The 4,361-nt window shown below is 70.2% G+C and carries 4 protein-coding genes; all 4 read left to right on the plus strand.

Features of this window, described 5'->3' with window-relative positions:
• The first annotated feature begins 562 nt into the window (after positions 1-562).
• The 4 genes from VJR25_RS06710 (at position 563) to VJR25_RS06725 (ending at position 4,168) form a co-directional block, all read left to right on the plus strand.
• The gene (locus VJR25_RS06710; protein WP_324113850.1) at positions 563-1,153 is read left to right on the plus strand and encodes a TetR/AcrR family transcriptional regulator; all 591 of its coding nucleotides are present in this window, start codon (positions 563-565) and stop codon (positions 1,151-1,153) included.
• Between the two features lie 143 nt (positions 1,154-1,296).
• Positions 1,297-1,509: a hypothetical protein gene (locus tag VJR25_RS06715; RefSeq protein WP_324113852.1), complete on the plus strand. Its 213-nt coding sequence runs from the start codon at positions 1,297-1,299 to the stop codon at positions 1,507-1,509.
• The gene (locus VJR25_RS06720; protein ID WP_324113855.1) at positions 1,506-2,972 is read left to right on the plus strand and encodes a sodium:solute symporter family protein; all 1,467 of its coding nucleotides are present in this window, start codon (positions 1,506-1,508) and stop codon (positions 2,970-2,972) included. The genes VJR25_RS06715 and VJR25_RS06720 overlap by 4 nt, the downstream gene beginning before the upstream one ends.
• Positions 2,969-4,168 (plus strand): amidohydrolase, encoded by a 1,200-nt coding sequence (locus VJR25_RS06725; RefSeq protein ID WP_324113857.1) that lies wholly within the window; start codon positions 2,969-2,971, stop codon positions 4,166-4,168. The genes VJR25_RS06720 and VJR25_RS06725 overlap by 4 nt, the downstream gene beginning before the upstream one ends.
• Positions 4,169-4,361: the final 193 nt, after the last annotated feature.

Consider the following 4,361-nt stretch of genomic DNA (forward strand, 5'->3'; position numbering starts at 1 on the left):
CGGCGCGGCGTCGGGCGCGACGGCGGTCGCGGTGCCGTGGCGGTGCTCGGTGTGCTGGTGCTCGGTGTGCTGGTGCGCGGTGTGGTCGTGCGTCATCGCGGTCTCCTGGGGCTCGGTTCTTTGAGCGATTGCTCAAGAATAGCGCCAGGACCGGACGCTGTCCAGATCCCGCCCGCCGGCCCCTGGCTCCCGGCTCCCGCCCGCCGGCTCCTGGCTCCCGGCTCCCGCCCGCCGGCAGCTCTTGTTCAAGGGTCACGAATAGTGGCTCGAAGCAGCAGATCGTGACCCTTGAACCGGCGGGGAGCGCGCTCCGGAGTGCCCCGTGGTGTCTGGTGTTGCTCAAGAGTCACGAATGGTGGCTTGAAGCAACAGATCGTGACCCTTGAAGGGACGGGGCGGGGAGCGCGCTCCGGAGCTCCGTGGTGTCTGGTGTTGCTCAAGGGTCACGAATGGTGGTGCACCCATGTTTGTTCGGGGGTCACGAATGGTGGGTCGAGGCAGCAGATGGTGACCCTTGAACGGAACGGGCGGACGCCGACGGGTGGGATGCCAGAATCGGACCATGCCCAAGCGGATCGACCCCGATGCCCGCCGTGCGCAGATCGTCGACGCCTACCTGCGGCTGGTGGCGCGGTCCGGGGTCGCCGCGGCGACCAGCCGGGCGCTCGCCGTGGAGGCGGGGATCGCGGCCGGCGCCCTGTGGCATGCGTTCGCGGGCGTCGACGAGGTGGTGCGCGCCGCGTTCGAGCGCGTCTACGAGCAGACCGGCATCCGCATCGCCACCGCGACCGCCGGGAAGCGGGGACTCGACGCGCTCACCGCGATGACCGAGCAGATCGTCCCGCACGACGAGGCGACCCGGCAGGAATCGGTCGTGGTGGTCAGCTTCTGGGGGCTGCTGCCCGCGCACGAGGAGTTCCGCGACTACACCCGCTCGGTCGAGCAGGACTGGGGGCGCCAAGTGCGCCAGCACCTGGCCGAAGCCGTCGAGGACGGCATCCTGACCCCGGCGACCCCGATCGCCGAACTCACCGACGCCGTGCTGTCGGTGTTCGAGGTGCTGCAGCTGCGCGAGGTGCAGGGCTCGCCCGTGGCATCCCCGGAGCGTCAGGCCGCCCTGTTCGAACACCTCCTCGGCCCCTGGCGCGCGTAGCGGCTCCGCGCCGCATCAGGCTGCACGCGACCGCGGCGCTCATGCCGCTTGGCATACAACAACGCTTTTCGGCGTGGGGTATTTACAGTTTCCCGACGGAGATCTAACGTATGGGATACCAAATGCGCCCAATGGAGGTCGCCATGAGAAAGCATCTGCAGTGGATCCTGCCGCTCATCCCGGTGGTCATCGTCATCGGCGGGGTCCCGTTCTTCACCGGACCCGGCCGCATCTGGATCCTGCCGGAACTCGCGTTCTGGTTCGCGCTCTGGACGCTCATCACCCCCTTCTTCCTGCTCACGGCCGACACGCTGCGACGTCGGCACGAGGCCGCCTCCCAGGAGGTGGAGCGATGAACGCCGCATCCGCCGTCATCCTCGTCGTGATCCTCGCCGCCGTCGCCCTCGGGCTCTACGGTCGCCGGCGCACCAAGCGCGGAGACCTCGCCAGCTGGACGGTCGGCGGCCGCTCGTACGGCGTGCTCCTCTTCTGGCTGCTCGCCGCGGGCGAGACCTACTCGACGGCGACCTTCCTCGGGGCGTCCGGCGGCGTGTACAGCCTCGGCGACGCCGCGCTGTGGACGCTGGGGTACGGGACGCTGGCGTACGCCTTCGGGTACCTGTACCTGCCGCGGCTGTGGAGCTACGCGAAGGACCACAACCTGGTCACGCAGGCCGACTACTTCGCCCACCGGTTCGGCAGCCGCTGGTTCGGAGCACTGTTCGGCATCGTCGGCGTGGCGTTCATGATCCCGTACATCGAGGTGCAACTGCTCGGCTTCGGGCAGATCGTGCAGGTCACCTCCGGTGGCGCCCTGCCGCGGGACATCAGCATGCTGATCGCCTTCGCCGTCGTCGCGCTGTTCGTGTCGCTGGCGGGCATGAACGCGACCGCCATGGTGTCGATCCTGAAGGACATCCTGATGATCATCGGCATCGGCATCGTCGGGATCTACCTGCCGCTGCACTTCTTCGGGTCGTACACGAAGGTCGTCGACACCGTCCTCGGCAAGTACCCCGACCTGTTCTCGCTGGCCGGTCACTCCATGCAGCACACGCCGCTGTGGATGATGTCGACGCTGCTCGTCTCGAGCCTCGCGTTCTTCATGTTCCCGCACGCGACAGCCGCCATCTTCTCCGCCAAGTCGGCGGAGACCGTGCGACGCAACATGGTCTTCCTGCCGTTCTACGGCATCCTGCTGGCCCTCCCCGTGCTGGTCGGGATGACCGCGCTGCTCGTGACGCCGGGCCTCACCGGCAGCGACACGAACGCGGCCCTGCTCGATCTGTCGGTCAAGGCGCTGCCGGGATGGGTCGCCGGCGTCGTGGGTGCGGCCGGCGCGCTGTCGGCGATCGTGCCGGTGAGCCTGCTCGTGCTGATGTCGGCGACGCAGCTGTCGAAGAATGTGTACCAGAACGCGTTCCGGCCGGAGGCGAGTGAGCGCTCGGTGCTGTCGCTGTCGAAGATCATGGTGTTCGCGGTGATGGCGGTGTCGCTGGCCCTGGCGCTGACGGCTCCGACGCTGCTGGTCAACCTGCTGCAGGTCGGTCAGCAGGGGGTCTCGCAATTCCTGCCCGCGATCATCCTGGGCCTCTTCTGGAAGCGCCTGAACCGGGTGCCGATGCTGATCGGGATGCTGGTGGGCGTCGGGCTCGTCACGTGGGCCGTGATCACGGTGAACCCCGTCGTGCTCGGCATGAACGTGGGTCTCGTCGCGCTGGTGCTGAACGTCGTGATCGCCGGAGGCGGATCGCTGCTCTGGCCCGGGACCGCCCCTGCCGTCGACGCCCGCACGGCGGCCGTCGAGGCCGCGGCATGACGCTCGTCGTCGATGACGTCCGCCTCGCTCACGCGCCCGACCGGCGCGTGAGCGTGGTGTGCGACGACGGGCTCATCGTCGCGATCGAACCGGCCGGGACCGTGCCGGATGCCGCGGCGGACGTCGAGCGGGTCGACGGGCACGGCGCCCTCGCACTGCCCGGGCTCGTCGACGCGCATGCGCACGTCGACAAGACGCTGTACTCGGGACCGTGGGTGCCGAACCCGGGCGTCGGCACCGTCGCCGAGCGCATCGCGCACGAGCGACGCGAGCGGGAGAGGTTCGGGCTGCCCAGCGAGCAGTACGTCTCCGCGCTGGTCGAGCGCATGATCGCGAACGGGACGACCCGCATCCGCACGCACACCGACGTCGATCCGGGCGTGGGGCTGCGCGGCATCGAGACGGTCGCCCGGGTGGCGGAGCGCTACCGCGACCTCGTCACGATCGAGCAGGTCGCCTTCCCGCAGGGCGGGCTGATCTCGAACCCGGGCACGCTCGAACTGCTCGAGCGGGCCGTCGCGCTCGGCGTGCCGACGATCGGCGGCATCGATCCCGCCATCGTGGACCGGGCGCCGACCGTTCAGCTGGACGCCCTGTTCGACCTGGCCGCGCGCACCGGCTGCGGCATCGACATCCACCTGCACGAGGACGGGTCGCTGGGGGCGTGGGAGTTCGAGGAGATCGCCGTGCGAACGATCGCGTACGACATGGCCGGACGCGTGGTCATCAGCCATGCGTTCGGGATCGCGCATCCGCCGACGCAGCAGCGCCTCATCGAGCGGCTCGCCGAGGCCGGCGTGGCGCTCGCGACCGCCGCCGTCTACGACGTGCCGATGCCGCCCCTGCTCGCGCTGGATGCCGCCGGCGTGACGCTCGCCTGCGGGAGCGACGGCATCCGGGACCTGTGGGGGCCGTTCGGCAACGGCGACATGCTGCAGCGCGCCATGCACGTGGCGTACCGGAACTCGGTGCGCACCGATCGGGGACTCGAGCTCGCCCTGCGGGCCGCGACGTCGGGCGGGGCGCAGGTGCTCGGGGTGCAGCACTACGGCCTGGACGTCGGCTGCGTCGCGGACCTCGTGCTCGTGGATGCCCGGAACGCGGCGGAGGCGGTGGCATCCGTGCCGCCGCGCCGGGTCGTGGTCTCGCGCGGCCGCGTCGTCGCGGTCGACGGCGCGCTCGTCGTCGACGTCTGAGTCGCGGGTGTAGACCTGGACGCAGACCGTGCATCGGGGCGCGGACACGGCCCGGAAGGGCGACGTCACCTCGACGTACATCAGTCGGCGGTCGCGGACCGGGTCGGCGGTCGCGGACGGGCGGATGCCGCGGCTCGAGCCCGAGCCGGCTGCTCAGAACGGAGCCGGCTCGGGGTCGGGCGGCGGGATGAAC

Source organism: Microbacterium sp., from assembly GCF_035277845.1.
GTDB lineage: Bacteria > Actinomycetota > Actinomycetes > Actinomycetales > Microbacteriaceae > Microbacterium.

Coding starts and splice junctions, on each gene's coding strand:
- VJR25_RS06720 (WP_324113855.1), top strand. CDS start 1,506: ATGAACGCCGCATCCGCCGTCATCCTCGTCGTGATCCTCGCCGCCGTC.
- VJR25_RS06715 (WP_324113852.1), top strand. CDS start 1,297: ATGAGAAAGCATCTGCAGTGGATCCTGCCGCTCATCCCGGTGGTCATC.
- VJR25_RS06725 (WP_324113857.1), top strand. CDS start 2,969: ATGACGCTCGTCGTCGATGACGTCCGCCTCGCTCACGCGCCCGACCGG.
- VJR25_RS06710 (WP_324113850.1), top strand. CDS start 563: ATGCCCAAGCGGATCGACCCCGATGCCCGCCGTGCGCAGATCGTCGAC.